We start from the raw sequence: 23275 nt of genomic DNA, 5'->3' as shown, positions 1-23275 counted from the left end.
GCCTTACCCTAAAGTGCAGAAGATTCCATCGCCGCACGATAAATGACGGCCAATCGCTCTGTCGCCCGTCGGAACGCCTCCACGCTGTACGGCTGCGGCGCCATCACCATCGCTTTGACCTTAGCGATGCGGTCAATCGAAGTCTCCAAGCGCGGGCGGGTAATCCGTCCTGACTCAACGGCGCGAATGAGCGCAGCCTGCGCCTCCCGAACTAAATCCGGTCGGCTGCAGATGAGAATCATGTCATTACCCGCTTCAATGGCGCGGACGACGGCTTCAGAAAACTCAACGGTTTTCTGAATCGCCCCCATTTCGAGATCATCGCAGATAGCAACGCCCGAAAACTCCATTCGCTTGCGCAACAGGTCGGTCACAATGTTGCGGGACAGCGACGCCGGGATACCGCCATGGCCGTCAAAGGCTGGGTAGCTTGCGTGAGCGATGATCACAGCTGGGACGCGCGTGTAAAGCGTCCCGAAGAGGTCGGCGTACACCCGTAGGTCTTCAGCCCAGAGTTGTTTCTCGGAACGATTCACTATCGGCAGTGCGTGATGTGAATCCACACTGGCGCCGCCAAGGCCAGGAAAATGCTTCCCACAACCAAGAATCCCGTGATTCTGAAGGCCCTCAAGGTAAGTCCCGGCGAAGCGGATCACCGTCATCGCCTGCCTGCCCCAACAACGTTCCTCCAGACCATTCGGCTGGTCGCCTGGGACCTCAATGTCAAGGACAGGCGCAAGGTTTATGTTAAAGCCGAGCAAGCGCAGCAGGTCGGCGGTCACGACGCCCAACTCAAAGGCCAACTTGGCGTCATCCGCGCGCACAATTTGCTTCGCCGATGGCGTTGGACCGGCCAAGTTACGCAAACGGTCGACTCGCCCACCTTCCTGATCAATGGCAATGAGCGGGACAACGCGACTGAAGCGCCGAATATCAGTGGTAAGTTCTGCGGTTTGCTGCGGCGATTCTAGGTTGCGGGCAAAAAGAATGATTCCACCCGGTTGAATGGTCTTGATGAGGTGCTGGGTGTCCGCGTCAAGCGTCGGTCCCGGTATGCCGATAAACAAAAACTGCCCAATTTTTTGTTCCAGCGAAAACATGGCGTGTTTGAACAACAAAGGTCAGGCGTCAGCCGCCCACCGGCGCAGCGCCGCCGTGAAGGGAGGATAAGCGACGCCTCGTTCTGTGATGATTGCTGTAATCAGCTCGTGTGGAGTGACATCGAAGGCCGGATTGGCGACGCCAACATCCGGCGGGGCGATCCGATACGGCCCGATGTGTGTCACCTCCTGCGGCGCGCGATCTTCAATCGGAATGCTGTCGCCGGTTTCGAGCTTTAGGTCGAGCGTTGAAATCGGTGCAGCTACATAAAACGGAATCTGGTGTCGCCGGGCAAGGGCGGCGACCATGTACGTTCCAATCTTATTGGCAGTGTCACCGTTGGCGGCAATCCGATCCGCACCGACGACGACGCAGGTAATCCGACCCAGCTTCATGAAGTGCCCCGCCATGTTGTCGCAGATCAACGTGACCGGGATACCGTCTCGCATCAACTCCCAAGCCGTCAGACGAGCGCCTTGTAGGAACGGGCGCGTCTCGTCGGCATAGACAGCGATGCGCTTCCCCTGTTCGACAGCTGCACGTACAACGCCCAGCGCCGTCCCGTAGCCAGCCGTCGCCAGTGCGCCAGCGTTGCAGTGCGTCAGTACGGTGGCGCCGTCAGGAATTAGCTCTGCCCCGTGGCGGCCAATCTGACGGCAAACAGCAATATCTTCCGCGTGGATCGCCTGCGCTTCTGCAACCAACGCCTGCGCTAATGCATCGCCAGTGACGCCTGCCGCATAAAGGCTCTCAAACCGCCGGCGCATGCGGTCAATCGCCCAGAACAGATTGACGGCCGTTGGGCGCGTCGCGGCCATTGTCCGGCAGATACGCTCAAAGGCTGTGGGAAGGTCTTCTCCAGCGGCAACGCTCGCCTGCATGCCAAGTGCAATCCCAAACGCAGCCGCTACGCCGATAGCTGGAGCGCCACGTACGACCATTGCCCGAATAGCTTCCGCTACTTCTTGGTAAGTCGTATAGGTGCAGTAGATTTCTTCATTCGGGAGCGCGCGTTGATCAATCATCCGCACGCCTGCAGGCGTCCATGCCACTGTATTCATAGAGCTAGCTGCCCGAAGCCGTTGTCCGCATGAAGCTCTCGGACGCGGATACTAGGCAAGTCGCTGCAGCCTGGCAAATCAGTCGCGCAAGTCAGGCCGGTTGACGCCTGAGCAGGGCACGGCGACGACTGAGTCAATCCAGATGGACGCGAATCCATTCGCCGAACCTGTTTCGGCGTAGCGCGCGTCAGTCCCAGCGCCTGGTAGTAACGCGCCGGGCATACCGTGATTGAGTCGGATGCTGAGACCCCGCTTACCTGGTTGCTGGCGGCACAGGCGTAGATGTCAGCCTGAGGCGGGGCAAGTGCATGGCGTTGCGGCTGCTTTCTGTAGGTTCTCTGCGAGAAGCCAGATTCCCGACACCCAGCGGGCGTCTGCGTCGGCGCTGGATCGTATTTCGTTTTAGCCACCTCCGACAGGCTCATAAAGGGTCAGAAGGCTATCCGCCTCCATCTTATGGAGCGCAGCAGGCACCACGGATTCAAGTTGGCTGGTCGTTGTGGTAGGTTTTCGATGCCGCAGCAGTGCCAGACCGAACCGTTCGCCAGCCGGCGGGCCGCCATAAATGCGAATCGCCTCGTAATGCTCTGCGACCCACGTTGTTATCAAGCGCCCGCAGCGGATATCCTGACCAAAGCGGCCAAGCCCATACTCTGGAAAGTCACGCTGTACGAAAACGATGTAATCAGGTGGATGCGCCGCCAGCTGCTCAACAACTCGCGCCTCGCCACCATACGCCGCCAGCATCAGCGGATCAAAGACAACATACGGCGTTGGGTTTGGCCGGCGGAGCAAATAGTTGATGACCATGCCATCCGGGATAACGGCCAGCGTCGCGTCAGCCGGTAAAAGGCGCGCCATGTCTTCCACAGCCGGCCCAACCGTGACGGCTTTATCGCTCAGAGGCGGCGCAAAGCAGAGCATCCGGTTACGTCCGTCACCCAAAGGCGTCGTTTTAGCGGCGTAGAAATAGCTGCTACTTTCTAGGGCGGCCAGCCAGAAAGCGATCATGACACCGGCGGCACTGGAACGTAACAGATCGCCTTGTCCCCAACTGCGCGTCGCCAGAGCTTCCGGCAGCAAGTCTAGCGCCGCCGCTGCTACGAGCGCCGTTGCCGGCAGCGCCAGCGTGAAGCCATAGCTCCCGGCGTGGGCCGCCAACGCAATCTTTCCCAAAAGGAGGAGCGCGAAGACGCTCCAGGCGGCAAGCGGAATCCATCGCTCGACAACCGCCACCAAATCTTGACTGCGCATCGCCCGCCACGCCAAGTAGACCGCGATGAGCGCCGTCAACGCAGGCAGCGGGCGAAGGAAAATTGGCCACGGCATAAACTCGGACGACAAAAGCCACAGCCCGCCAAACAACGCGCCGCGCCAGACAAGACGCCCCCGTGCAACCTCGCGCAGCTTAAGCTCCAAGCCGATGCCAATTGCTGCTCCGCCAAGCAAGACGCCGGTCATCGCCGCGACCCGCGTCAGATTCTCCTGCCAGCGCCATAGGCCCATCACGCGCTGGTAAAATGCCTGACCAACGGCCTCCACACGAATCACAGCCGCCCAATTGCCTAGCAGTCCTGTGACGGTTACATCGAGAGGCATTTGCGCCCCAAGGTACAACCCAAACCCAACCGGCAGGACAAGCGCCCCGGCGGCAAAGCGCGCCGCATCCCGCCGCCATTCGGCGCGCCGCGCCGCCACCCGTCTCAAGCTCACCCCATAGCCAGTAGCGAGCGCGCCGGCCAGCGCAACGGTCGGCTCAATTTTTGTCAGGCTGACTGCCCCAAAACACAGCCCAATCATAAAAGCGCGCCGGGCTCCCCCGTAGATGAGATAGCCGCGCAAAAGAGCCAGGGCCAAAATCGCCAGCCCTAGTCCGTGGACAGCCTCATGCCGATATGGGGCAACGTAGCTCCAACTTCCGTTGGTTTCATAAAGCTGAAAGGCGAACGCGATTAACAGCGTCAGCCCAACCGCCAGGCCGGTCCACCGCCCGACAGTTTGGGCAAAGAAGCGGTAGACCACGCCTGTCAGACCGGCGAGCATCGCCAGATTGACGACGGCCAGCGTGAGGTATGACGCACCAAACAGCCGAAACCATAGAGCGTTGGCGTACTGCGACAGCGGCCCTCCCAGCCAGATGATGTCGCGGTAAAGATGTTTTCCTTCAGCAAGCTGCCAGGCCACATACAGCTCAATACCGAAGTCAACGAATGGGTCTCCCCATTTCCGCCACGTGTCCCAGGTCAACCATGCGAAGGTCAAGCTGAGGATCAGCGGACAGCCCCAACGCGCCAGAGCATCCGCTTTAGGCATGAAACGGTCATGACGAATTTCAACGAGGGGCGGCATGAGCCTCAAACAGCGCCCACGTCACCGCCGAAAGCACATCCTCGGCCACAAAGTCCGGCGGGCAGGGCCATTGCTCGCGCTGGTACTCATACTCACCTCGCCCATATCCTGTCAGGGTCAGTACGCCGCGCGCGCCAACACCATGCGCTAGGGCTACGTCGCTGTAGCGGTCGCCGACGACCACACACTGCGTCAAATCCAGCCCAAAATCCTGCGCCGCCCGCAGCAACAAACCGGGTTTCGGCTTTCGACAATCACAATCCATTCGGTAGGGTGGGTCGCCCGCCGTCGGATGATGTGGACAGACGTAGATCGCGTCAAGCTGCGCGCCTTCAGCGGCAAGAGCCTCCTGAAGCCGCTGATTCACCACCTCAATCAGCCAACTAGGAAAGTAACCGCGCGCCGCCCCAGCCTGATTCGTCACCACAATTGCCCGCCATCCAGCCGCATTGACGGCACGGACGGCCGCTGCCGCCGTCGGCAACAACCGGAAGCGCGACGGATGGTTGATGTAGCCGACTTCTTCATTCAGCGTGCCATCGCGGTCAAAAAAGACGGCGCGGCGCACAGCGTCCGTCATAGCTTCGTGGGGGCACATCAGCATCAAGCCGCCGCTGGCGCGGCGACCGGCTTCACATGCTTGAGAAAGTCCTCCGGGAACTTCTTCATCGCGCTTGTGATGGGCCACACCGCCGCATCGCCCAGTGGACAGTGTGACCGCCCTTCAATGTTTGGGCACAGCCGCTTGATGGTATCGAGGTCGGCCGTTGTCCCCTCGCCACGCGCAATTTTCTTGAAGAGCTTGAGCAACCAATCCGTCCCTTCCCGGCACGGCGTGCACCAGCCGCAGGACTCATGATTGTAGAATCGAATCAGATTGTAGGTTGTCATAAAGATGTCGGTTGCCTCATCCATGACGATGACGCCGCCTGACCCCAGCATTGAGCCAGCTTTCATCATGCCTTCATAATCAAGCGTCGCATTTTCGACCTCTTCCGCCGTCAGAATCGGCACTGACGACCCACCTGGAATGACCGCCTTGAGTTTGCGCCCGCCGCGGACGCCGCCAGCTTCCTCCTCAATCAGCTGCTTCAGCGGGTAGCCTAGCCGGACTTCATAGTTACCAGGCCGGTTGACGTGCCCACTAACGGAAAAGATTTTCGTGCCACCGGATTTTTCTGTCCCCAAAGCGCGATACCAGTCGCCGCCGTTGACGACGATGTGCGGCACAGCGCAGAACGTCTCGACGTTGTTAACAACTGTTGGACAGCCATAAAGGCCGGCGACGGCTGGGAACGGCGGCTTGATGCGCGGATGCCCGCGATAGCCTTCCAGCGAGTTGAGCAACGCGGTTTCTTCGCCGCAGATATACGCCCCGGCGCCCGGATGGACGACAATCTCACACTCGAAATCCGTCCCACAGATGCGTTTGCCGACAAAGCCGTGTTCACGCGCTTCGGCGATGGCGCGTTCGAGAATCTCAATCAAGTACCAGTACTCGCCGCGAATGTAGATGAACACCTGTTTGGACAGCAGCGCGTAAGCGGCGATGAGCAAACCCTCGATGAGTTGGTGCGGGTCCTTCTCCATGAGTTCGCGGTCTTTGCACGTCCCCGGCTCGCTCTCGTCGGCGTTGCACACAACGTATTTCGGCTTTGGAGAGTTGACTGGTACGAAGCCCCACTTCATGCCGGTCGGAAAGCCCGCGCCGCCACGCCCGCGTAGGGCGGACTTCTTGACTTCCTCGATGATGTCAGACGGCTGCATCGCCGTCAGGGCCTTTCTTAAGCCTGCATAGCCGCCGTCGGCCAAATACGAGCGGATACTCTGTGAGTCCGGCCTGTCAAAGCGTTTCGTTAGCAGCTTCGTCTGCATCGCGGTGCGCCTCGTCAAATGGTTCAGATAGTTTTCTATGCTTTTGCTTTACAGAAGAGTCATCCAGAGGCCGTCCGAAAGCAATGTCGAGCCGTGGGACAGCCTCATGACAGTGTCGGCAGAGTGTGGCTGGTTCTCATCAACGTCACTCTGCGTCAAGCTTCTTCAGTATCTTTTTCGCTAAGTTATCTTTGATTTCTGCCTGACAGGGAACGGCCTCGATATGACCGTCCCGTGGATTAATCCAAACAGTGTGAGACGCGCCTTCGCGTTATCCATTCGCGCCGGGAATTTCGGCGCAGTAAGCCCAATAGCCGCCTTCCGGCGCCGGCTCTATCATCGCTGTGAACCTCTGCTCTCATGCCTATACTCCGTTTTTATTTTTTTACCCGGCACGCTCATTTGAGCCGCGCGCCGTTGGGTACGTCTTCGGTAAAGGTCGCAATGACGGGGCGTCCCTGTTCGCCGACCGAGGCCGCCAGCAGCATCCCGTTTGACTCCAAGCCCCGCAGCTTGCGCGGCGCAAGATTCGTCACCACAACGATTTTCCGTCCGATGAGCGTTTCCGGGGCGTAGTACTGCGCGATGCCGGCGAGAATCTGGCGCGGCGTCGCTTCACCGACATCCACCTGGAGGCGCAGAAGCTTATCCGCTTTCGGCACGCGCTCGGCTTCCAGCACCTGCCCGACCCGCAGCTCGACTTTGGCGAAGTCGTCAATTGTGATGTAGCCGGTTTCCGACGCGGCCGGCGCTTCCGGCGCGGCGGATGAAGCCGGGTTCGCAGGCGGGGCAGCGGTCGGCTGAGTTGTTGCTTCGATGTCGTTCATGATGGTTGTCTTATCCAATCGCGGGAAAAGCGCCGGGCCGTCGCCGACAACGGCGTTTTCAAAACGCTGCCATGTCAGGCTCTCTGGGGCAACCTGCGCCGGTCGGCCGGGCAGTCCCAACCGTGTCCAGAGCGTCGTCGTCGCTTCCGGCAAAAACGGATACAGCCAAACGGTCAAATGCCGCAGGCCTTCGGCCGCCGTGTGGAGGATCGTCGCCAATCGCGGCCGGGCTTCGGGATCGCCGATCAGCTTCCACGGCGTAGTGTCGCTCAGGTACTTGTCCAGCAAGGCGACCAACTCCCAAGCGGACTCCAGGGCGCGACTGAGCGCCAAACGCTCGACGTGCGCCAGAAACGCAGCCCGTTGTGCGATGAACCGCTCGGCGATGGCCGCTGCCGCTTCACGGGCGTCCGCCGGCGCGTCCGGCGGCACATTCGGCGCGACGCCGCCGAACGCCTTCCGAATCAGCGTCAGCGTGCGGCTGGCCAAGTTGCCGAAGCCGGAGGCAAGGTCGCCGTTGGCGCGATCAATGAGGGCTTCGTAGGTGAAGTCGCCGTCTTGGCCGTAGGCCATTTCGCGCAGGCAGAAATATCGGACGACATCATTGGAGAAGTAGCGGCGCAACACGGCAAGGTCAATGGCGTTCGAGCGTCCGCTTGCGTCAGGCGTTTTCGACATCTTCCGCCCGCCCGACAACCACATCCCGTGCGAGAAGACGCGGCGCGGCGGCGGCAGTTCAGCCGCCATTAAGAATGCCGGCCAGTAAACGGCGTGAAAGCGCAGGATATCCTTGCCGACAAGATGCAGGACATGCGGCCAGAACTTATCGAACCCCGTCCGGGCGTTGTTGCCGAAGCCGAGCGCCGTGATGTAGTTCGAGAGCGCGTCAAACCAGACATACATCGTGTGCGCCGGGTCGTCCGGTACGGGGATGCCCCACTTGACCGAAACACGGCTGATGGAAAGGTCACGCAGATTGGCGGAGACAAAACTGACGACTTCGTTGCGGCGTGCGTCAGGTTGAATCGCGTCGGGATGCTCGGCGTAGAAAGACAAGAGACGGTCACGGAAAGCCGACAGTTTGAAGAAGTAGCTTTCTTCCGCCACACGTTCGGTCGGACGCAGGTGAATGTCGCACACCGGCGCTTCGCCCGGCGTCGTTTCGTCTTTGAATTCGTTGCAACTTGAGCAATACCAGCCTTCGTAGTGTCCCTTGTAAATGTAGCCACGGTCGCGCACCCGTCGCCACAGCACCTGCGCCCCTTGAATGTGGGCGTCGTCGGTGGTTCGAATCCAATCGTCTGGCTCTAGTCCGAAAGCAGCGAACGTCGCCTTGAACTCGGCAACGACAGCATCCACGTAGTCTTTGACCGGACATCCAGCGGCGGCGGCAGCGCGCTCGATGTTGAGGCCGTGCTCGTCCGTTCCGGTAAGGAAAAAGGTCTCAAACCCGCGTTGGCGATAATGCCGCGCCAGCGTGTCAGCCAGCAGCGTTGTGTAGAGATGCCCCAAGTGCGGACGCGCATTGACGTAGTAAATCGGCGTCGTAACGTAAAAGCGGCGGTCAGTCATATGCGCATGGATGACATAGCCGACGGTCGAGTGCAACGCGGAGATCGAGGCCGATTCGTGGGTGGGCGACTACCTGCTCCGTCGCGTGTTCGAGACACGGAAGATGCTCTACACTTGATGTTTCTTCCAATGCCTGAAGCGATTGGCTGCGCCCTCTGCACTCAAACGCGGGACTCTACGGCTTTCTCAAACTTCAACGACCATGAGACGCACAGCTTCCGAACTTCCCAAGGTCTGCATCATTGGCGCCGGCTGTTCTGGCATCACAGCGGCAAAGGCGCTGCACGAACACGGGTTTGATTTCGACTGCTACGAGAAAAGTGACCGGGTCGGCGGTAACTGGGTCTTCGGCAACAAAAATGGGATGTCGTCGGCGTATCGGCGGCTTTTCATCAATACATCCCGCGAACGCATGCAGTATTCCGACTTCCCAATGCCGAAACACTACCCAACCTTTCCTCATCACTCGCAGATTGCAGCGTACTTTGACGCTTATGTTGACCACTTCGGCTTTCGCTCGCGGATTCAGTTTGAAACCGGCGTCAAGCACGCCGAGCTGTTGGGTGACGGAACATGGGCGATTACGCTGGACGACGGCCGCGTACGGCGCTACGACGCCCTCATTGTCGCCAACGGCCACCACTGGGATCCGCGCTACCCAGAGCCGCCGTTTCCGGGTGAGTTCCACGGACTGGCGATCCACTCGCACTACTACGTGGACAATGACATTTTCCGCGACAAAAACGTGGTCATCGTTGGCATGGGCAACAGCGCTATGGACATCGCCTGCGAAGCCTGCGAAGTCGCCAACAAGACCTTTCTTGCGGCGCGGCGCGGAGCCTACATTATTCCGAAGTACCTTTTTGGTCGCCCGGTTGACCAAATCATAACGACCGCCAAAATCCCCTGGGTGGTGCGGCAGCGATTGTTTGAGTGGGCGCTCCGGTTGGCTGTTGGGCGGATGGAAGACTACGGTCTTCCGAAACCAGATCACCGCCTTGGGGAAGCGCATCCGACAATTTCCAGTCGCATTCTTGACCGCATCACGCACGGCCTCATTACGCCGAAACCCAACATTGCGGAACTCCTTGGCGGACAGGTGCGCTTCTTGGATGGTAGCGTAGAGGATGTGGACGTAATTGTTTACTGCACAGGTTACAAGGTGACGTTCCCCTTCTTTGACGAAGACTTCATCGCTGCCCCAGACAACGACCTGCCGCTGTTTCGGCGCGTATTCAAGCCGGACATTCCCAATGTGTTCTTCATCGGATTACTGCAGCCGTTAGGCGCGATTATGCCGTTGGCGGAGGCGCAGGGGCAGTGGGTGGCAAGCTATTTGAAAGGCGAGTATGCGCTGCCGCCGCGCGAAGAGATGGAGGCGGATATGAGGCGCGAGCGGGAGCGGATGTTTGCGCGCTACGTCAAGTCCAAGCGCCACACGATGCAGGTGGACTTCGACGACTACTTGGCTGACTTAAAGAAGGAGCGTAAACGCGGCGAAGCGCGGGCACGCCGACGCGGCTACGCCCTACCGATTCCTCGGCAAGTACCATAAATGCCGCTAGGCGCGCTTCAGCTTGGGCCGGCGGCTACAGTTCGCGTCGGTAGGCCAAAGCTTTATGCAGCGTTACTTCGTCGGCGTACTCCAAGTCGCCGCCGACCGGCAGCCCCATCGCCAAGCGCGTTGTGCGTACGCCGATGGGTTTGAGCAAGCGCCCGATGTAGTTCGCCGTCGCCTCGCCTTCCGTCGTTGGATTGGTCGCCAAGATGACTTCCGTAATGTCCAGCGTCCGTAGCCGCTCCAACAGAGAGCGAATGCGCAGCTCGTCGGGGCCGACGCCGCGCAGCGGCGACAATGCGCCGTGCAGAACGTGATACAGCCCCTTGAATTCGCCGGTGCGTTCAATAGCGAAGACGTTGTGCGGTTCTTCGACGACGCACAGAAGTCGCCGGTCGCGGGCCGGACTGGTGCAGTAGGCGCAAGGGTCGTGATCAATATCGGTCAGGTTGTGGCAGACCGAACAAAACGTGATGCGCGTCTTGACTTCGGTAATCGCGGCGGCAAGGCGCGCGGCGTCTTCGGGTGCGCTCCGCAGGATGTGAAACGCCAGCCGTTGGGCCGACTTGTGACCGATGCCCGGTAGCCGTTTGAACTCATCAATGAGCCGCGCGATGGGTTCGGCAAACTCCGCCATAGGGCGCTGTACGAGTCGCTTGACCTAGGACGTGCCGGGGATTTTTAGATTGCCCAACAGGGACGACATTTGCTGCTGCATGTGCTGTTCAGTGACTTCATCGGCGCGACGAACAGCTTCATTGAAGGCGGCGGCGATGAGGGCTTCAAGCATTTCCTTGTCGGCCAGGGCTTCGGCGTCGAGTTTGACCGAGATGACCTGTTTGAGGCCGTTGACTGTGATGCGCACCATCCCGCCGCCGGCGGAACCTTCACAGCGTGCGCTTTCCAAGGCTCGCTTGATTTCCTCTTGTTTTTGCCGCATTTGCTCCATCGCCCGCTCAAAACCGGGCAGGCGATCCAAACCGGGTAACTTCATGGGGATAACTCCTTACGAAAGGCTCTAACCAAGCTTGGAAGTTCACTGGGGAGGTACAGCATAACGGTTTACCGGCTCAGAGTGAACCAACTTTCTCCGCAGCAGGCTGCTCCAAGGCAGGCTGATACAGAATTACATAGCCACTCAAACTCGCTATCACTTTGTAGCGCTGTAGAAAGCGCTCTGGAATCCCCATGATTTCCCGTCTCAAGAACCACCCCATCTGAAGGTGCTGCTTGATAATAACCCACTTTACCCGACGACGTTCCGCTTCTTGCACAATTTGCTCCGGGGGAAAGGGATTAGCGGTTCGATCAAAGATCACCATCGGGAGGGGAGGCCGCCGTCCAGTCATTACGTAGAAGGGGTCTTCCTGTGGAATACACACCACTGGCTCATCTTCAGGAATGTGCTCCCCAACAAAGCTCAGCAACTCAGCAAAGTTGCTAAGTTGAGGGCTGAAAGCCGTCAAGCCACGAAGTGGGCCTGTGGAAGCTGTTTGCCGAGTCGCTCCACTCTGGTCAGTGTAACGGAGACGAACATTGTTTTGGATGTATGGAACTGCAGCAGTTACCAAGGCAAGCCCCATTCCCCAACACAAGGCTGCTCGGCAACGACTACTGCCTAATGATTGCAAAGCAAACGCAATCATTAGAACAAAAAGAGCCCATATCCCATAAGATGACCGAACATACCCCTGCGAAAGAAATGAAAAAAAAGTCAGGCTAAGCCCAAACCATGGCAACAATTCGGATACCAAGCAAGGCGAGTGAAGTATGTTCAGTAAGCGCCAGATACCGCCAACAAAAGTGAGGCTCATTACCGGCACCCACAACCACAACAACGGGTAGTCAAACTCGACGAAGTAAGCATCAAAGAAAACCGTTGTTGCAGTGACAACGACAAACGGTCCGAGTAAAAGCGTTGTACCAAACAAGATACTTCTTGGAGATGCCGGCGACGCTGGCTTCCGTTTCCAAAGCCACCAACCCAAAGTCAGCAATCCCCCAGTTACCCAAGGTGCCCAATCACCATAGGTTTCCTTTATGGTGGGGCGTGCCAAGCGCTGACTAGCCGAGACAAACACCCAGAACCAGTAATTGTCCAACCCACATGTCGCGCCCAACCATAACACCGCCACTGCCAGCCCAACTAGTATCCCAACCCCAAACCATCTTACCCCCACTTCGCCGCCATCTTTCGCATCAACCCCCGAACTGTCCTCCACACCAACCCACCAACGCCGCAGCCATCCCCACCACACCACTCCAAAGACCACTAACGCCAAATACGGATAACCCACGTTCTGCTTCGCCAGCGCCGGCAACACTGTCGTCATCCCACACATCACCGCTGTAACTGCACTCACCCGCCCTCTCGTCACCCAGTGCAGCAAGTTCAAATTCAGGAGAATCAATAGGCAGGTGTCTGGGTCGTAAAACGGATGTGGGTAAATGCAGTGCGGCGCTAGCCACATCAGAGGCAAACACAGCCCCACTGCCGACCACGGCGGCAGCAATACCCGCAACAGCCGGTACGTCAACAGGACATACGCTACGTTGACCACCGTGCAGTACCACACCGTCAGCCGGTAGCTAAACCCGAACAACTTGATGAGCGTCGCCTGCACGTGGAATGTCAGCGGCGAGTGCGGCAGCACGAAGTCGCGGTACATCACCTCGCCCTGCGCAATCCGCCACGCAGTGTCCATGATGTAGGCGAAATCACCCAGCACCCCGATGCGCGTCGTCTGCCACTGATGCACCGCGCCCGCGCCGACCGCCACAAGACAAACGGCAAGCCACGGGGCAGCTTGCCGTCGGTATGACGCGGCAGCTTCGGGTAAGCCGTCGTCAGTCGAGCCGAATGCAGATTTTACCGAAGTGTCCACCCTGAGCCATCAGCTGAAACGCCTGCTGCGTCTCCTCAAGCGGGAAGATTTTGTCTACAACCGGGCGGATGCGGTTCTGCTCTAGCGCGCGGTTCATCGCTTCAAACATTTCCCGTGAACCGACGATGATCCCCTGAACACGAATGTTTTGCATCAGAATTGGCGCAATATCCACTTCACCGGTGCGTCCCGACAGCACGCCGATCAAACTGATCTGTCCACCAAACCGCACTGACCGAATCGCCTTGGCAAGCGTCCCAATGCCGCCGACCTCAACGACGTGATCCACACCACGCCCGCCGGTCATTTCGCGAACGGCTTTGTCCCAGTCCGGCGCTTGTTTGTAGTTGATAATCTCGTCCGCGCCAAGCGCCTTGGCGCGTTCCAGCTTTTCGTCGCTGCCGGACGTGATGATGACGCGCGCCCCAGCGGCCTTGGCAAACTGAAGCGCGAAGATGGACACACCACCTGTTCCCTGTACCAGTACCGTGTCGCCTGGCTTAAGCTGACCATGCGTTATCAGCGCGCTCCAAGCCGTCAGTGCCGCGCAAGGCAGTGTCGCCGCCTCTTCGTCATTGAGGTAGTCAGGAACTTTGACCACGCCCTCCTGCGACAGCGCTCGATACTCCGCCAACATGCCGTCTAACGGCCCGCCTAGCGTTGTTCCCCGTATTTTCTCAATAGACGGTTCACCAGCAATCCATCCCTGCGCAAAAATGCCAGCGACGCGGTCCCCGACCGCCACCCGCGTCACGCCGTCGCCAACGGCAACGATTTCCCCAACGCCATCCGAAAGTGGTATCAACGGCAGCGGTTGCTTTGGGTTGTAAACGCCCGTCACCGTCATTAGGTCACGGAAGTTGAGCGAAGCCGCCCGTACTCGCACCAAGACCTCGCCATACCCTAACTCTGGGTGCGGTCGTTCCTTCACAGTCAAATGCTCAATGCCGAACTTTTCGGCAATTTCGACACACTTCACAGCCAGGCTCCTCCCATCGCTTAAAAATCTCACGCTTCGGCGCGACTAAAAACCAGGGAGACGTTGGTTCCACCAAAGCCAAAGGCGTTGCTCATCGCGTAGTTCAGCGCCTTGTCGCGGGCGACGTGCGGCACACAGTCAAAGTCCACATCCGGCTCGTCAAGATTTAGGGTAGGTGGGATGCGTCCGTCCCGCAACGCAAGGACGGTGATCGCGGCTTCTAGTGCACCCGCCGCACCCAGTAGATGGCCGGTCATTGACTTTGTGGCGCTCACCGCCAAAGATGAAACCGCCTCGCCGAAGACCTGCCGAATGGCGGCGGCTTCGGCAGCGTCTCCAGCAGGCGTCCCCGTCGCATGGGCGTTGAGATACCCCACCTCCGCCGGGGTGACCCCTGCATCGGCAAGCGCCTGCTGCATCGCGCGCGCAGCTCCGTCCCCAACCTCACTTGGATGCGTCAGGTGAAAGGCATCCGCCGATTGTCCAAACCCGACAATTTCAGCCAGCGGAGCCTTGCCGCGCGCCAGCGCCTGCTCACGTTCTTCTAGAACAAGAATCGCCGCCCCCTCGCCTATGACAAAACCGTCGCGGCGCTTGTCGAATGGGCGACTCGCCTGCGTCGGTTCATCGTTACGGGTTGAAAGCGCCCGCATGGCGGCGAACCCACCAATGCCGGTCGGGGTTACGGCGGCCTCAGCGCCGCCGCACAGCATAGCGTCGGCGTCGCCGCATTGAATCATGCGAAAGGCCTCGCCAATGGCGTGCGCCCCGGAAGCGCAGGCAGTCGCCGGAGCGGAATTCGGCCCCTTTGCGCCAAAGCGAATCGAGACCTGCCCGCTCGCCAAGTTGATGATCGCCGCCGGAATGAAGAACGGCGACACCCGATGTGGCCCTTCGCGGTGCAATTTGGCATGCTCACGTTCAACAATGGTGAGGCCGCCCAGCGCCGACCCAATATGGACGCCGACCCGCGTCGCGTTGTCGTCCGTGATACGCAGCCCACTTTCGTCCATCGCTTCCTGCGCCGCCGCCAGCGCATATTGGATGAACGGATCCATTTTTTTGATCTCTTTTTTCTCGATGAAGGCCGCCGGATCGAAACCGCGCACCTCAGCGGCAATGCGCACCGTAAAGGCCGAGGCGTCAAAGCGCGTAATCACCCCGACACCGCTTGTCCCAGACAGAAGCGCCGCCCATGTCGCAGCGGCGTTCAACCCAAGCGGGCTGACGATGCCGATGCCGGTCACGACGACACGCCGTTTCATGAGACGCATCCTCCGCCGCCGATACCGTAACAGGAAACAAGCTTACCCAAGCTTGGACTGGATGTAGTTGACGGCGTCCTTGACGCTCAGGATTTTTTCGGCGTCTTCGTCGGGAATCTCAAGGCCGAAGTCTTCTTCAAAGCGCATGACGAGTTCCACCGTGTCAAGTGAATCCGCCCCCAAATCTTCAATGAACTTGGCTTCCATCGTCACTTCGCTCTCGTCCACGCCAAGTTCCTCGACAATAATGGCTTTGACTTTTTCTTCGATTGATTGCTCCGCCATGAGCGAACAAATCCTCTCTCTGTATGGATTGAACGGGGACGAACGTGCTTCGGAACACGTCGCCGCCGACAAAATCGGCGCACGTTAACCCGTCCGCGGCCTTGCCGCAACCGTTTCTCTTGGCGGCCAAAAGGTCGCTTCCTCTGCCGCAACGCCGGCCGACACACAGACGCCGCCGACCAGCGTCATCACCGGCGCACCCTTGAGCCGCCAGCCGTCAAACGGGCTGTTCCGCGCTTTTGACGCCCACCGACGCACATCCACCACGGTTTCACGGTGAATGTCCAGTATTGTCATATCCGCTGGACGCCCAATTTGCAATGTCCCGCCGGGCAGGTTGAACGCCCGCGCTGGGCCGGTCGAGAACAGTTCGATGACGCGCATCAACGAAATGCCCTGCCGCCAGTAAAGCTGATCCAGCATCAGGCTCACAGCGCACTCCAACCCGACGACGCCGAAGGGGGCATGCGTTAGCACTTGGTCTTTTTCAAGCGCTGTGTGGGGCGCATGATCCGTCGCAATGCACGTCACCGTCCCATCGGCGACCCCTTCGAGCAGAGCTTCCACATCGGCCGCCGTGCGCAGCGGCGGATTCATCTTGGCGAGCGTCCCGAACGTAAGGACAGCCGACTCGTCTAGCGTCAGATGATGGGGCGTGACTTCACAAGTGACGCGCAACCCTTCGGCCTGCGCGCGTCGCACCAGTTCCAGTGACCCCGCCGTACTTAGATGCGCAATGTGAATGTGCGCGCCGGTCACGCTCGCCAGTACGACATCACGCGCCACATCCACCTCCTCGGCGGCGCGCGTCATTCCGCGTACGCCCAACTGCGTAGACACAAAGCCTTCGTTGACGACGCCGCCTGCCGCCAAGTCGCGGTTCTCACAATGGTCAACCACCGGCAAACCGAAGTCACTGGCGTACTCCAACGCCCGCCGCAGCAGGTTGGCGTTGGCGATGCTGTGACCATCGTCGGAGAGGGCGACGATGCCAGCCGCCGCCATCCCGCCGATGTCGGCCAACGCTTCGCCTTGCAAGCCCTTCGTAACCGCCCCAATCGGATACACCCGACAAGCCGCCGCCTCACGCGCCCGGTCGAGAATGTAGCGCGTCACCACAGGGGAGTCGTTGACGGGCAAGGTGTTTGCCATGCAGCACACGGCGGTAAACCCGCCAGCGACGGCGGCGCGCGCGCCGGTGGCAATCGTTTCCTTGGCAGTGAACCCCGGCTCGCGCAGGTGTACGTGAACATCAATGAACCCCGGCGCAACCACCAATCCCGTTGCGTCCACCGTTTCGGCGTCCGGCGGGGCTTCCAAGTTCGGGCCAAGCGCCGCAATGCGCCCGTCCACAACGAGGACATCCATCACGGCGTCCAAACGCTGGGACGGATCGCACACCCGGCCGTTCCGAATCACAAGCGCCATACGCCGCCTTCAAACCTTGGCCAAGGTCAGCCCCGACTGGTACTGGTACTTGCCCGCGCGGTCGCTGTACGAGACAGCGCAGGGTTCGTCCGATTCAAAGAAAATGATCTGGACGAAGCCTTCCTCGGCATAGAGCCGCACCGGCAGGTTGGCGGCGTTGTAGAGTTCAATTACCAGCCGCCCCTGCCAGTCGGCCTCAAGGGGCGTGGTGTTTTGAATCAGACCACACCGTGCGTAGGTGCTCTTCCCCAACGCAATCGCCGTGACATTGCGAGGCATCCTGAAATGTTCAATGGTCACGCCCAGCGCATAGGAGTGCGGCGGAAGCAGCCAGTATTGGCTGCCGTCAGCGGCTGTTCGCAGCGGAATGTCGAGCAGGTTGTCGGGGTTGAAGTTTTTCGGGTCCACCTCCGTCCCCTGAATCGGCGAAAAGACCTTGAATTCGTCCTTAGCCAGCCGACAATCGTAGCCGTAGCTCGACAGGCCACAGCTAATGATGCGGCGATCTTCGACTTGGCGGATGAGTCGCCGCTCAAACGGAGTAATCAGGCCCTGCTCTTCGCACATGCGAAGAATCCACTTGTCGGATTTGATCACGTTCAACGTCCACAGCGTTTCAGAAACTCACACTTTTGGTCGGTAACGTTACACCGAAACCGGATGATATGGCAGCTCGACCCGCCTTGCTCAAGTACTTTTTCAGCGTAGCTAGTACGGCGCTGCTCAGTTTCAGCTTCGGAGTCTCCGCTACCGTCCGTGCGCCCCGAACGTCACCGCCGACGGCGGACGCCGTGCAAACTGAGCCGTTGTCGGAAGTCAACTTTTACCGGCTGGTGCAGCGCGTTCGCCAACGACAAACGACGACGGAAGCAGCGATTCAGGAGTTACGTCAACGCGGCATCGCCTTTGAAGTGACGGACGAGGTGCTGGCGCGCGCCCGCCAACTGGGTGCGCCAAACGACCTGCTGACGGCGCTCATCGAGCTGGACCTTCAACGCGCCGAACCATCTCCTCCCACCGTGCGTCCGCGACCAACGGGAGGCATACCGTCGGGGACACTTCCGGAGGCGTCACGTCCAACCACCACCGCGCCGACTGAAGCGTCAGCATTGTCTAATGACGCGCCCCTCGACGGCGACATAGAGCAGCGTTTGCGCCAGCTGCCCTTGATTGAACAGGCGCGGTTTTACGCCCTGCAAAGCGCCGATGACTTGCCGGATTTTCTCGTCACGCAAACCATTCGCCGCATGACCCGCGACAGCGATGGCCGTTGGCGACTGCGCGATGTACTTGAAACCGAAGTGCGCGTCGAAGGCGGTCGGGAACGGGTTGAACTGCTGTCCATCAATGGCCGTCCAACAAACCAGCGCTTTGAGGAGATCGGCGGCGCGACTTCCATCGGGGATTTTTCCGGTCAACTGGCTGCGCCGTTTCTCCCAGCGACCAACACCCGTTTCACCGAGGTCAAACAAGAACGCTACCGGGGCCGTTTGTGTCGGGTTTACGACTTCACCGTGCCGCAGGCGAACTCCGGCTACACCCTGACGGTACGCCTCTCCGACGGCCGCCCGCAGCGCATTCAGGTCGGCTACCAAGGCAGCCTGTGGGTTGACGAAGAAACCAAACGAATCGTCCGCATTGAGCATACGGCGACCGACATCCCGCCGGGTTTTCCAATGTCGCAGGTGGAATCCGCCGTGGACTATGACTGGGTGACGATTCTCGGCAGACGGTACTGGATGCCGCGTACGGCAGAGACCATTCAAGTCAGCGACGCCTACCGGCAAGCTTTTCGGAACATCAGCGAATTTCGGAACTACCGAAAGTTTGAGGGCGATATCAAAATCATTGATTAGCCTGATTTACGGGCAAATGTTGACAAGTTATCCGTTTTTGGCGTGCGGCGCGTTCCGCGCCGGAAAACTTCCGCTTTATACCGCCATCCTCTCCGGCGTGCGCGACGCTTTCGAGCCACTGTCACCACTGTTCAAGCGGGGTTTTTCAGTAACCTAAATACGCCTCTCGCACCCGCGCGTCCTGCGCCAACTCCGTTGCGGCACCGCTCATGACCACGCGACCGGTTTCGAGGACGTAGCCGCGATGCGAGCGCGCCAGCGCCAGATGCGCGTTTTGTTCAACCAGTAAGATGGTGAGGCCGTCACGGTTGAGTTCGCTTAGCGCATCAAAAATCGCTCGCGTGACCAGCGGGGCTAGGCCTAACGACGGTTCATCCAACAACAACAACGTCGGACGACTCATCAACGCCCGCCCAATCGCTACCATCTGCTGTTCGCCGCCGGACAGCGTCCCAGCACGCTGCCGAAGGCGCTCCTCGATGCGCGGAAACAGTGTACAGACTCGATCGAGGTCGCGCTGAAACTGGGCTCGGTCAGATTGCCGATATGCGCCGAGTTCAAGGTTTTCCAGCACCGTCATCTCTGGGAAGATCCCGCGTCCTTCCGGCGACAAGGCGACGCCGCGCCCAATGATCTCGTGGGTTGGGCGTCCGGTGATGTCCACGCCGTTGAAGAGCACCCGCCCATGTTTTGGGCGCAGCAGGCCGACAACCGTTTTGAGCGTCGTCGTCTTCCCCGCTCCGTTCGCCCCGATGAGCGTGACGATTTCCCCCTTCCCAACCGTCAGCGACACGCCATGCAGCGCTTCAATCGCTCCGTAAGCGACAGACAGGTTTTCCACGGTCAAGAGCGGCGGCGCAGCGGCGGCGCGGCGGCGTTGTTCGTCCATTCGCGGCTCGCTTTCTACTGGCGTCACCACGCGGCGGCTTCCAGCAGTGAGTTTTGGTAGGCTGTTCCTGCCACACGCCGTCGCGCATAGGCGCAGTAATCTGGGTTGATGTCGATCCCTATGTAACGCCGCCCCAACTTCTTGGCGGCGACGGCGGTCGTCCCCGATCCCAGAAACGGATCGAGAACGACATCGCCGGGGCGCGTTAGCAGGTGAATAAACTCCGTCACGACGGCTTCAGGAAAGACCGCTCGATGGGGACACCCTTTGAGGGACTCCACCGGCGTCTCAATCACATCGCGCTTGAGCCGTTCGCCATGCATGCGAATGATGGTGAAGCCGTCCCGTTCCAGATGAATGTTGCGCCCGCCTTCCCGTCCGCCAAAGGGTGCGGAGTGCAACCCACGAATTTTCATCCGAAAGTCCCGAATGGCGCCATCCCGAACTTCGGCAATAGCGGCTTCCAGTGCTGCCCGCGCCCGCGCCTTTTGCTCCGGCGTCAGCGTTGAAGCCTCAATAAGTTGGAAATACCGCCGCCCAATGCGCGTCCCGCGCCGCTCCTGTTCGGCTGCCGGAGTGCGTCGGAGGAGAAAACACTGCGGGAAGTACTGATACGCATCGGACACAACGAAATGGAAAAACGGCTCCGTACTCGACACCAAACGGCGTTGGAAATGGCGCGGCGTCGGGTTGCGCTTGACCCAGGTCACGTGGTTGACGAGCCGGACGGGAAACCGTTCTAGTGCGGCTGTCGCAAAGCGGTACGGAACCAACAGCAGACTTCGCCCCTCATACTTGTCGCCAACGTTGAACACCAAACTACCGGTTGGCTTGACGACCCGTAAGCATTCGCCAAACACCGCCAACAGCGCCACAAGGTAGTCTTCCAACGCCGCTTCATTGCCGATGCCGCGCCCGTAGTCGCGCTGACGAAAATAGGGTGGCGAAGTCAGCACCAAATCCACCGACGCCGAGGGCAGTTTCTGCAAGATGAACAGGCTGTCGCCGCAAAGAATAGTATCAAGCGGAAGGCGTCCGGCGGCGGTCAGTTCGGGGTTGTTTTCCGAGTCGATTTTGGTGTCGTCCTCAGGGTTGGTGGAGGCCATAGGGGGGTCACCTGGAAGCTTGGGCGCTGCCAAGATAAGCCGCAATGACGCGCGGATCGCGTTGGATGTCATCGGGCGAGCCAACGGCGATGGTTTGTCCCTGCTCCACAACTTGAATTCGCTCGCACGCGCCCATCACAACACGCATGTTGTGCTCGACCAGCACGATTGTCAGCTTGAAGTCATCTCGGAGTCGCTGAATTTGTCGCATAAGCGCCAGCGATTCCTGAGGATTCAAACCGGCGGCGGGTTCATCCAGCAGCAGCACTTTGGGCCGCGTCGCCAGCGCGCGCGCAATTTCGAGACGGCGTTGATCGCCGTATGACAACCCCTTAGCCGGCGCATGCCGGTACGCTGCCAGACCGAACCGCTCTAGCAGCGACAGCGCAAAGTCACGTTGTTCCTGCTCTTCAACTTGCCAACGCGCCGTCCGCAGCACCGTCGCCAACAAACCGGCGCGGCTGCGTGGATGGCAGGCCGTCATCACATTTTCCAAAACGGATAGTTCTCCAAAGAGTCGAATGTTCTGAAATGTCCGCACGACACCGCGCCGCGCAATCTCGTGGGGTGACAAACCAAGGATGCTCTTCCCCTCTAGTTCGACATCGCCGGACGTCGGCCGATATACGCCGGTCAGCACGTTGAAGATGGTTGTTTTACCAGCGCCGTTCGGCCCGATCAGCCCAAAAACCTGCCCTGCCGCCACCGTCAAATCAAGGTCTTTGACAGCCACCAAACCGCCAAAGCGTACTGTTGCGGACTTAATCGCCAAAAGCGCCGCAACCGATGACATACTCCATGTTCCAGCGCCGCAACGCTTGGTCGTCACGGCGGATTCCCGTGGATTAGTCGCTAAACGCCGGCCCTTCCTCTGGCTGGCCATAAATTTCCAGCAGACAGTCGCGGAGATAGGCAAACGCCTCCTCTGGCGTATCGGCGTAGCGAAAAAAGTCTAAGTCGGTGGCTGAAATCATGCCCCATTTGACCAATGCTTCAAAGTTAATGACCTCACGCCAGTAGGCCTCGCCGTAGATGACAATCGGTATGCGCCGGTTGAGCTTGCGTGTCTGAAGCAGGGTCAGCACTTCCAGCAGTTCGTCGAGCGTTCCGAAGCCGCCGGGGAAAATCACCAGCGCCTTGGCGGGATACACCAGCCAGAACTTCCGCATAAAGAAGTAGTGAAACTCAAAGCATAGTTCCGGCGAGATGTAGGGATTTGGGTACTGCTCAAATGGCAGACTGATGTTGAAGCCCACCGACTTGCCCCCAGCGATCGCCGCGCCCCGATTGGCGGCTTCCATGATGCCGGGGCCGCCGCCGGAGCAAATCAGAAACCGCCGCTGTGTCGTCGGCAGGCTCATCGCCCATGTGGTGAGCATGCGCGCCAAGTCCACGGCGTCGTCATAGAAGCGTGCCAGGGCAGGATCGGTCACACCGTCGCTAGGCTGTTCGCTCTCGTACTCCGGCGGGTACTTGCTGTTTTGGTTGGGATGAATCCGCGCCGAACCGAAAAACACAATCGTGTCACGGACGTTATGCTCACGCAGCCGGACAGCCGGCTCAAGGTACTCACTTTGAATGCGGATGATACGCGCAGCGCGGCTCTCAAGAAATTCTTGATTGCGATAGGCCTTAGGAGGTTTGACCAATCGCCTTAAGCTTTGCGTCATCGAGTCATTCCACTTACGAAAAATGGGTTGAACTTTAGTGTTGCTCCTATCGCCGGTAAGCGTTTTGGCGACCACCGTCCCGGTCAAAAACGCCAACCGACAACAAACAAACCCTGTTTGTAGCACAGTCTTTGCAGAGACAACGACACCAAAGCGACCGGCATCCATCCTGCGTCGCCTAGGACGCTCCACACGTAGCGCCGACAGTTTCAGGCGGCGGGGGCGTCTTCAGAGATTCCTAGCACGGCCTGCTCAAGGCGGCGTGACTCGGCGATGATGTGTTCGAACAATCGCCGAATAGCGGCGTCCTCCAGCGGCCCGGCATTGTGCGCCGTCACGCGCGTCAGCACTTCTAACTCGCGCGCTGGGATGTGAATCGGAAGCCCGCTGGCTTGCTTGACGTGCGCTACGGCGATGACCAACTCCGCCCGCCGGTTGAGCAGGGCGACGAGCTGGGCGTCGGTTTCGTCAATGAGACGGCGATATTCGGCGAGGGTCGTTTCAGCAACCATGAGCGGCACCGGCGCTGTGCACCCAAAAAGCCTTTGGCTTGGCTCTCGAGAAAGACG

The 23275-nt window shown here is 59.5% G+C and carries 20 protein-coding genes and 2 pseudogenes; 2 read left to right on the top strand and 20 right to left on the bottom strand.

Translation table 11 applies throughout. From position 1 onward, the window contains the following. Window positions 1-8 precede the first annotated feature (8 nt). The 7 genes and pseudogenes from nagZ to metG all read right to left on the bottom strand — a co-directional run bounded on the left by nagZ (window position 9) and on the right by metG (window position 8785). Window positions 9-1100, bottom strand: coding sequence for a beta-N-acetylhexosaminidase (nagZ, locus tag NZ585_09075; GenBank protein ID MCS7080187.1), 1092 nt, complete (start codon window positions 1098-1100; stop codon window positions 9-11). 21 nt (window positions 1101-1121) lie between these two features. Then, window positions 1122-2171: pseudogene (gene mtnA / locus NZ585_09070) on the bottom strand (S-methyl-5-thioribose-1-phosphate isomerase). A 393-nt stretch (window positions 2172-2564) separates the two neighbouring features. After that, window positions 2565-4511 carry a hypothetical protein gene (locus NZ585_09065; GenBank protein ID MCS7080186.1) on the bottom strand — a complete coding sequence of 649 codons (1947 nt, stop codon included), beginning with the start codon at window positions 4509-4511 and terminating at the stop codon, window positions 2565-2567. Beyond that, complete coding sequence (locus tag NZ585_09060; protein ID MCS7080185.1) at window positions 4495-5091, bottom strand: HAD family hydrolase; 597 nt, start codon at window positions 5089-5091, stop codon at window positions 4495-4497. The genes NZ585_09065 and NZ585_09060 overlap by 17 nt, the downstream gene beginning before the upstream one ends. Window positions 5092-5114: 23 nt before the next feature. Further along, entirely contained in the window at window positions 5115-6386 is a 1272-nt protein-coding gene (gene nuoF / locus NZ585_09055) for an NADH-quinone oxidoreductase subunit NuoF (GenBank protein ID MCS7080184.1), read from the bottom strand. Window positions 6387-6531: 145 nt separating this feature from the next. Continuing rightward, window positions 6532-6657 (bottom strand): annotated as a pseudogene (locus NZ585_09050) (addiction module toxin, HicA family). Between the two features lie 127 nt (window positions 6658-6784). Next, window positions 6785-8785: a methionine--tRNA ligase gene (gene metG / locus NZ585_09045; protein MCS7080183.1), complete on the bottom strand. Its 2001-nt coding sequence runs from the start codon at window positions 8783-8785 to the stop codon at window positions 6785-6787. A 202-nt stretch (window positions 8786-8987) separates the two neighbouring features. Between metG and NZ585_09040 the strand changes: the two genes are divergently transcribed. Then, window positions 8988-10340 carry an NAD(P)-binding domain-containing protein gene (locus NZ585_09040; GenBank protein ID MCS7080182.1) on the top strand — a complete coding sequence of 451 codons (1353 nt, stop codon included), beginning with the start codon at window positions 8988-8990 and terminating at the stop codon, window positions 10338-10340. Window positions 10341-10374: 34 nt separating this feature from the next. Here the strand turns inward: NZ585_09040 and recR are convergent, their stop codons facing one another. From recR to dcd, 8 genes are all read right to left on the bottom strand, one after another. Continuing rightward, window positions 10375-10980: a recombination mediator RecR gene (gene recR / locus NZ585_09035; GenBank protein MCS7080181.1), complete on the bottom strand. Its 606-nt coding sequence runs from the start codon at window positions 10978-10980 to the stop codon at window positions 10375-10377. A gap of 24 nt (window positions 10981-11004) precedes the next feature. Then, window positions 11005-11337 carry a YbaB/EbfC family nucleoid-associated protein gene (locus NZ585_09030; protein MCS7080180.1) on the bottom strand — a complete coding sequence of 111 codons (333 nt, stop codon included), beginning with the start codon at window positions 11335-11337 and terminating at the stop codon, window positions 11005-11007. A 76-nt stretch (window positions 11338-11413) separates the two neighbouring features. Next, the gene (locus NZ585_09025) at window positions 11414-13228 is read right to left on the bottom strand and encodes a hypothetical protein (protein MCS7080179.1); all 1815 of its coding nucleotides are present in this window, start codon (window positions 13226-13228) and stop codon (window positions 11414-11416) included. Beyond that, entirely contained in the window at window positions 13191-14207 is a 1017-nt protein-coding gene (locus tag NZ585_09020; protein MCS7080178.1) for an NAD(P)-dependent alcohol dehydrogenase, read from the bottom strand. Before NZ585_09020 ends, NZ585_09025 begins: the two co-directional genes overlap by 38 nt. Window positions 14208-14236: 29 nt before the next feature. Next, window positions 14237-15472 (bottom strand): beta-ketoacyl-ACP synthase II, encoded by a 1236-nt coding sequence (gene fabF, locus NZ585_09015; protein MCS7080177.1) that lies wholly within the window; start codon window positions 15470-15472, stop codon window positions 14237-14239. A 42-nt stretch (window positions 15473-15514) separates the two neighbouring features. Beyond that, window positions 15515-15757 carry an acyl carrier protein gene (locus tag NZ585_09010; GenBank protein MCS7080176.1) on the bottom strand — a complete coding sequence of 81 codons (243 nt, stop codon included), beginning with the start codon at window positions 15755-15757 and terminating at the stop codon, window positions 15515-15517. An 84-nt stretch (window positions 15758-15841) separates the two neighbouring features. Then, complete coding sequence (locus NZ585_09005) at window positions 15842-17125, bottom strand: dihydroorotase (protein ID MCS7080175.1); 1284 nt, start codon at window positions 17123-17125, stop codon at window positions 15842-15844. A 69-nt stretch (window positions 17126-17194) separates the two neighbouring features. After that, window positions 17195-17782, bottom strand: a complete 588-nt coding sequence (gene dcd / locus NZ585_09000) for a dCTP deaminase (protein ID MCS7080174.1) — start codon at window positions 17780-17782, stop codon at window positions 17195-17197. 68 nt (window positions 17783-17850) lie between these two features. Here dcd and NZ585_08995 point away from each other — a divergent pair, with 68 nt between their 5' ends. Further along, window positions 17851-19041 (top strand): hypothetical protein, encoded by a 1191-nt coding sequence (locus tag NZ585_08995; GenBank protein MCS7080173.1) that lies wholly within the window; start codon window positions 17851-17853, stop codon window positions 19039-19041. Between the two features lie 145 nt (window positions 19042-19186). On the opposite strand, the gene NZ585_08990 is transcribed toward NZ585_08995, so the two are convergent. The 5 genes from NZ585_08990 to NZ585_08970 all read right to left on the bottom strand — a co-directional run bounded on the left by NZ585_08990 (window position 19187) and on the right by NZ585_08970 (window position 23218). Further along, the gene (locus NZ585_08990) at window positions 19187-19930 is read right to left on the bottom strand and encodes an ABC transporter ATP-binding protein (protein ID MCS7080172.1); all 744 of its coding nucleotides are present in this window, start codon (window positions 19928-19930) and stop codon (window positions 19187-19189) included. 23 nt (window positions 19931-19953) lie between these two features. Continuing rightward, window positions 19954-21036 carry a site-specific DNA-methyltransferase gene (locus NZ585_08985; protein ID MCS7080171.1) on the bottom strand — a complete coding sequence of 361 codons (1083 nt, stop codon included), beginning with the start codon at window positions 21034-21036 and terminating at the stop codon, window positions 19954-19956. Window positions 21037-21043: 7 nt separating this feature from the next. Beyond that, a complete protein-coding gene (locus NZ585_08980) occupies window positions 21044-21829 on the bottom strand; it encodes an ABC transporter ATP-binding protein (GenBank protein MCS7080170.1) in 786 nt (261 codons plus the stop codon). Window positions 21830-21881: 52 nt separating this feature from the next. Then, window positions 21882-22706: an LOG family protein gene (locus NZ585_08975; protein MCS7080169.1), complete on the bottom strand. Its 825-nt coding sequence runs from the start codon at window positions 22704-22706 to the stop codon at window positions 21882-21884. A gap of 209 nt (window positions 22707-22915) precedes the next feature. Beyond that, entirely contained in the window at window positions 22916-23218 is a 303-nt protein-coding gene (locus tag NZ585_08970) for a chorismate mutase (GenBank protein MCS7080168.1), read from the bottom strand. Window positions 23219-23275 lie beyond the last annotated feature (57 nt).

It is taken from the genome of Chloracidobacterium sp. (assembly GCA_025057975.1).
GTDB lineage: Bacteria > Acidobacteriota > Blastocatellia > Chloracidobacteriales > Chloracidobacteriaceae > Chloracidobacterium.
This window is presented reverse-complemented; position numbering and strand designations above follow the sequence as displayed.

Bases quoted from the DNA above. Each gene is read 5' to 3' on its own strand.
- NZ585_08990 (MCS7080172.1), bottom strand. From the start codon at position 19,930: ATGGACGAACAACGCCGCCGCGCCGCCGCTGCGCCGCCGCTCTTGACC.
- NZ585_09005 (MCS7080175.1), bottom strand. From the start codon at position 17,125: ATGGATGTCCTCGTTGTGGACGGGCGCATTGCGGCGCTTGGCCCGAAC.
- nuoF (MCS7080184.1), bottom strand. From the start codon at position 6,386: ATGCAGACGAAGCTGCTAACGAAACGCTTTGACAGGCCGGACTCACAG.
- NZ585_08980 (MCS7080170.1), bottom strand. From the start codon at position 21,829: ATGTCATCGGTTGCGGCGCTTTTGGCGATTAAGTCCGCAACAGTACGC.
- NZ585_09060 (MCS7080185.1), bottom strand. From the start codon at position 5,091: ATGACGGACGCTGTGCGCCGCGCCGTCTTTTTTGACCGCGATGGCACG.
- NZ585_09040 (MCS7080182.1), top strand. From the start codon at position 8,988: ATGAGACGCACAGCTTCCGAACTTCCCAAGGTCTGCATCATTGGCGCC.
- metG (MCS7080183.1), bottom strand. From the start codon at position 8,785: ATGACTGACCGCCGCTTTTACGTTACGACGCCGATTTACTACGTCAAT.
- fabF (MCS7080177.1), bottom strand. From the start codon at position 15,472: ATGAAACGGCGTGTCGTCGTGACCGGCATCGGCATCGTCAGCCCGCTT.
- NZ585_08970 (MCS7080168.1), bottom strand. From the start codon at position 23,218: ATGGTTGCTGAAACGACCCTCGCCGAATATCGCCGTCTCATTGACGAA.
- NZ585_09030 (MCS7080180.1), bottom strand. From the start codon at position 11,337: ATGAAGTTACCCGGTTTGGATCGCCTGCCCGGTTTTGAGCGGGCGATG.
- NZ585_09065 (MCS7080186.1), bottom strand. From the start codon at position 4,511: ATGCCGCCCCTCGTTGAAATTCGTCATGACCGTTTCATGCCTAAAGCG.
- nagZ (MCS7080187.1), bottom strand. From the start codon at position 1,100: ATGTTTTCGCTGGAACAAAAAATTGGGCAGTTTTTGTTTATCGGCATA.
- NZ585_08995 (MCS7080173.1), top strand. From the start codon at position 17,851: ATGGCAGCTCGACCCGCCTTGCTCAAGTACTTTTTCAGCGTAGCTAGT.
- recR (MCS7080181.1), bottom strand. From the start codon at position 10,980: ATGGCGGAGTTTGCCGAACCCATCGCGCGGCTCATTGATGAGTTCAAA.
- NZ585_09010 (MCS7080176.1), bottom strand. From the start codon at position 15,757: ATGGCGGAGCAATCAATCGAAGAAAAAGTCAAAGCCATTATTGTCGAG.
- NZ585_08975 (MCS7080169.1), bottom strand. From the start codon at position 22,706: ATGACGCAAAGCTTAAGGCGATTGGTCAAACCTCCTAAGGCCTATCGC.
- NZ585_08985 (MCS7080171.1), bottom strand. From the start codon at position 21,036: ATGGCCTCCACCAACCCTGAGGACGACACCAAAATCGACTCGGAAAAC.